The sequence below is a fragment of the Cellulomonas hominis genome (assembly GCF_005239125.1).
GTDB lineage: Bacteria > Actinomycetota > Actinomycetes > Actinomycetales > Cellulomonadaceae > Cellulomonas > Cellulomonas hominis_A.
The window spans coordinates 1-4,515 of sequence record NZ_SZYE01000251.1 but is presented as its reverse complement, the minus strand read 5'-3'; the positions used below and the strand labels follow the sequence as shown (position 1 = coordinate 4,515).

Sequence of the window (4,515 nt, the reverse complement as noted above, 5' to 3'; positions counted from 1 at the left end):
CGAACGACCCGCCCGCGACCGCGTCGAGCTCCCGCCGGCAGGCGACGGGCCGGGTGACGGCGCTCTCGAGCTGGTCGGCGGCCTCGTCCGGATGAGACGTACGGCCCAGGTGGGCGGTGGCCGCCGGACGCCGTCGAGCACCAGCCGCGTCGCGCCGAGCTCCCCCGGCCCGGTCCCGGCCACGTCCGCCCGCCCGACGAGCGCCGGCGTCGCCCCGCGGAACGTCTGCACCGCCGCGTCCGGGTCGGCGAGCAGCAGCAGCCGCGCCCCGTCGTCCTGCAGCACCCGCAGCAGCCGCGCGGTCGCCTCGGTGGCCTCCTGGTAGTCGTCGACGACCACCAGGCGCCACCGCGGACGGGGCCCGGGCAGCTCGGCCTCCCAGGTGCGCAGCACCTCGGCCGCCTCCTCGACCACGACGGCGGGGTCGTACCGCGCGCCCGCGTCGGGCGTGCCCGCGCGCAGCGTCGTCACGTCGACGTACTCCCGGTACAGCGCCGCGGCGGCGACCCACTCGGGCCGGCCGTGCCGCTCGCCGAGCCGCGCCAGGTCCTCGGGCTCCACCCCGCGCTCGGCCGCGCGCATGAGGAGGTCGCGCAGCTCCCCGCGGAAGGCGCGCAGGGTCAGCGACTCCTCCGGCACGCCGTCCGGCCAGCGCAGCGGCACGCCCTCCCCCGCGGCGTGGCCCGCGAGGAGCTCCGCCAGCGCGAGGTCCTGCTCGGGACCCGAGATCAGCGTCGGGGCCGGGTCGCCCAGCAGCGCGGCGCGCGCCCGCAGCACCGCGAAGGCGGCCGACGCCGCCGTGCGGACCATCGCCTGGCCGGTGGTCCGCCGCACCCGGGCGCCGATCCGGTCGCGCAGCTCGGCGGCCGCCCGGCGCCCGGCGGCCAGCACCAGCACCTCGTCCGGCGACGGGAGGCCCGGCGAGGGGAACAGCCCGTCGTCGTCCGCCCCCAGGGCCGCCGCCACCGCCTCGACCGCGAGCAGGGTCTTGCCCGTGCCCGCCGCACCCACGACGAGCAGCGCCGGATCGGTACCCGCCACCACCCGGTCCACCACGGCCCGCTGGTCCGCGCCGAGGCGGACCGGCGCCGGCACGTCCGCGAGCACGGGGCGCACGAGGCGCAGCCCGGCCGCGGAGGGCGGTCCGGCGGGGGTCGGGGTCGGGGTCACGGCCCCGATCCCATCACACGCCACCGACACCCCGGGCCCCTCCGCCGGGCGCGTCGGCACCACCCGCGCGAGGGCCCCGCACCCGCTCGCGGACACCCTGCTGAGCCACCCCGGGCCGTGGCTATCATCGCCCGATGGACCAGCCCCCGACCGGCCGCGGACGCCCGGCGCGCATGCCCCGCGCGGTGCGCCGGGCGCAGGTCCTGGCGATCGCGCAGGAGCTGTTCACGTCCGAGGGCTTCCACCACGTCTCGATGGACGACATCGCCGACCGCGCCGAGGTGAGCAAGCCGGTGCTGTACCGGCACTTCCCGTCGAAGCTCGACCTGTACCTCACGGTCGTCGACGCCCGCGGGGACGAGCTGCTGTCCGCCGTCGACGCGGCGGCCGCGATGCACCCGCCCGGCGAGGTCCGGCCGCACGACGCCCGCGCCATCCTCACCGGGGTGGTGCGCGCGTACGTCGACTTCGTGGACGGCGCCGGGGAGTCGTCCGCCCTGCTGTTCGAGTCGGACGTCCGCCACGACCTCGAGGTCCGGGCGCGCGTCGAGCGGGCCACCGGGACCATCACCCGCCGCCTGCAGTCGGTCCTGGCCGAGGTCGCGGGCGTGCCGCCGGAGACGGCGGCGCTGCTCGCGCCGTCCGTCGCCGCGATGGCCCAGGCGGCCGCGACCCGGCGGCTCCGCTCGCCGGACGGCAGCTCCGCGCGCGACACCGCCACGCTGGTCGCGCGGCTCGCGTGGGGCGGCGTCGCCGGGTTCGTCCCGGAGGGCGCCGAGCCCGGCCCCGAGCCGGAGGACGTGTCCACCCAGGGCGAACGCGGGCCCCTCGACCGTCCGGCGGGCGCCCGCCCGGCCTAGGATGACCGGGCAGCGACACCACGGACGAGGAGACGACGAAGCGTGGACATCACGATCGGTGTGCAGAACCTTCCCCGCGAGCTGGTGATCGAGTCGGACCAGACGGCCGACCAGGTCACCGCCGCCGTCACCGAGGCCCTCAACGGCAAGCCGGTGCTCGAGCTGACCGACAACCGCGGCCGGCGCGTGATCGTGCCGTCCGCCTCGATCGGCTACGTCGAGATCGGCACGGAGTCGAAGGGCCGCGTCGGCTTCGGCGCGATCTGAGCCGCACCCGCAGACGCGACGACGCCCCGCACCGGCATCCGGTGCGGGGCGTCGTCGTCGGCGGGGCCGGCGGCGGCCGTCAGGTCCTCAGGCCGTCAGGCCCAGGCGGGACATCCGGCGCGTGTGCTCGGCCGTCAGCTCGCCGAACAGCTTCGCCGGTGCGGTGCCGTCGGTGCCGAGCGCGGCGTCGTCCTCGGCGGCCGGCGCCGCGGCGGGCTCCTGCGCGGCTCGGCGCGCCTCCGCCTCGCGGCGGGTGACCAGGCGGCCCAGGCCCGGGTGCGCGGACATCGCCTGCTGCACGACGCCGAGCGCCTCCCCGACCAGCCGGCGGCCCCACAGCGCGAGCCGGGACACCAGCACCTCGTCGTGCGCCCCGGCCGCCTCCAGCTCGCCGACGGCGAGGTTCGCGTGCGCGGCGTCGTCCAGCACCTCGAGCAGCAGCGCGCGCGACCGGTCGTCGACGGCGGACGCGGCGATGCGGCAGAAGTCGTCGGACACCCCGTCGGCGACGTAGGAGCGCAGCAGCCGCTCCCACCACGTGCTCGGCTGGGTGCGCGAGTCGAAGTCCTCGAGCAGCCGGGCGTAGGCGCCCAGGCAGCGCTCGGGCTCGCCGCCGAGCTCCACCACGCGGGCGAGCACCCGGTCCCGGCGGTCCACCGCGGCGGCGGCCAGGCGGCTGAGCTCGAGCTGCTGGGCGGTGCTGGGGGCGACGCGCGCGTCCTCGGCGAGCCGGTTGAACGCCACGTGCTGCAGGTGGGCGACCAGCCCGAGCAGCTCGACGGTGTCGGCGGCCTCGGGGGCCTGCTGCTGGGTGTCGTGAGCGACCTCGGTCATCCGCCCAGGGTAGCGCCGACACCCCGGTCGGCTCTCGCCGGGCCCGCGAGCCGCGGTTAGGATGGGCGCAGCTGAGGGACACCGGACGCGACCTGGAGGCGGGGAGGCGCGTCGCCCGTCTCGTGCACCCGGAGGGTCCCTCGTGTCCGCCCTGAACGCCTACGCGCGCCTGTTCCGCCTGGCCGGCCCGGCCTACGTCGTCGTCGCCTTCCTCGGCCGCCTGCCCATGGCGATGGCCCAGCTGGGCACGCTGCTGCTCGTCTCCACCGCCACCGGCACGTACGGCCTCGGCGGCCTCGCCGCGGGGGCGCTCGCCGTCGCGAACGCCGTGGGCGCGCCGGTCGCCGGCGGGCTCGCCGACCGGTTCGGCCAGCGCCCCGTCGTCCTCGTCCAGTCGCTGGCGGGCGCGGCGTCGCTCGCCGCGCTGACCCTGCTGGCGCACGCCGGCGCGGGCGGGGCGGCGCTGGTGGCCGTCGCCGCGGTCACCGGCCTCGCGCTGCCGCAGGTCGGCCCGCTCGCGCGCGTCCGCTGGCGGCCGATCACCGCGGGCACCGGCCCCGAGCAGCGCCGGCTCGTCGACGCCGCGTTCTCCTACGAGGGCGCCGTCGACGAGGCGTCGTTCGCGATCGGCCCGGCGCTCGTCGGCGTCGTCGCCGTGTGGCTGTCCCCCGGCGGCGCCCTGGTCACCGCCGCCGTGCTGCTCGCCGTGTTCGGCACCGCGTTCGCGCTGCACCCCACCGCGCGCCGCACCGCGACCGGGCCGCACGCCCGCCCGGCCGGCCGCCTGCTGACCCCGGCCTTCGCGGTGCTCGTCGTCGCGCAGGCCGCGGTCGGCGTGCTGTTCGGCGCCACCCAGACCGGCACCACCGTCCTCGCGACCCAGGCGGGCCAGCCGGGCCTGGCGGGCCTCATCCACGCGGTGCTCGGCGTCGGCAGCGCCGCGGCCGGCATCGGCACCGCGTTCATCCCCGCCCGGATCGGGCACGAGCGGCGCGTGCTGGCGGCCGCCTGCGCGCTGGTCGCGCTGTCCTGGCCGCTGCTGCTGGTCGACTCGCTGCCCGCGCTCACCGCCGCCGTCGCCGTGCTGGGCTTCGCGGTCGCGCCGTACATGATCGGCGTGTTCTCCCTCGGCGAGCGCGTCGTCCCGGCCGGGCGGACCGGCGCCGCGATGACGGCGCTCGCGTCGGCGACCGGCGTCGGCTACGCGCTGGGGTCGAGCATCGCGGGACGCCTCGCGGACACCTCGGGGCACACCGCCGCGTTCGCGGTCACCGTGACGACGACCGTGGTCGCCCTGCTGGTGGCGGCGACGCAGCAGCGCCGGCTCCGGGCCGCGGTGCGTGCCGCCGGGTCCGCGCCGGACCCCGCCGGGGACGTCGCCGGC

5 protein-coding genes are annotated in these 4,515 nt (G+C 78.5%); 3 read left to right on the top strand and 2 right to left on the bottom strand.

What is annotated here, in order from left to right; translation table 11 throughout:
* Nucleotides 1-1,170, bottom strand: a 1,170-nt coding sequence (locus FA014_RS18215; protein ID WP_268865899.1) for a UvrD-helicase domain-containing protein, incomplete at its 3' end; no start/stop codon positions are given.
* Nucleotides 1,171-1,304: 134 nt separating this feature from the next.
* Between FA014_RS18215 and FA014_RS18210 the strand changes: the two genes are divergently transcribed.
* A complete protein-coding gene (locus FA014_RS18210) occupies nt 1,305-2,030 on the top strand; it encodes a TetR/AcrR family transcriptional regulator (RefSeq protein ID WP_154731034.1) in 726 nt (241 codons plus the stop codon).
* 42 nt (nt 2,031-2,072) lie between these two features.
* Nucleotides 2,073-2,297: a DUF3107 domain-containing protein gene (locus FA014_RS18205; RefSeq protein WP_154731033.1), complete on the top strand. Its 225-nt coding sequence runs from the start codon at nt 2,073-2,075 to the stop codon at nt 2,295-2,297.
* An 87-nt stretch (nt 2,298-2,384) separates the two neighbouring features.
* On the opposite strand, the gene FA014_RS18200 is transcribed toward FA014_RS18205, so the two are convergent.
* Nucleotides 2,385-3,131 carry a ferritin-like fold-containing protein gene (locus FA014_RS18200; protein ID WP_154731032.1) on the bottom strand — a complete coding sequence of 249 codons (747 nt, stop codon included), beginning with the start codon at nt 3,129-3,131 and terminating at the stop codon, nt 2,385-2,387.
* 142 nt (nt 3,132-3,273) lie between these two features.
* Between FA014_RS18200 and FA014_RS18195 the strand changes: the two genes are divergently transcribed.
* Nucleotides 3,274-4,515: MFS transporter (locus FA014_RS18195; RefSeq protein WP_195969364.1), on the top strand; the 1,242-nt coding region annotated here is incomplete at its 3' end.

Excerpts from the sequence above, each read along its gene's own strand:
- FA014_RS18200 (WP_154731032.1), bottom strand. The coding sequence starts at position 3,131 with ATGACCGAGGTCGCTCACGACACCCAGCAGCAGGCCCCCGAGGCCGCC.
- FA014_RS18210 (WP_154731034.1), top strand. The coding sequence starts at position 1,305 with ATGGACCAGCCCCCGACCGGCCGCGGACGCCCGGCGCGCATGCCCCGC.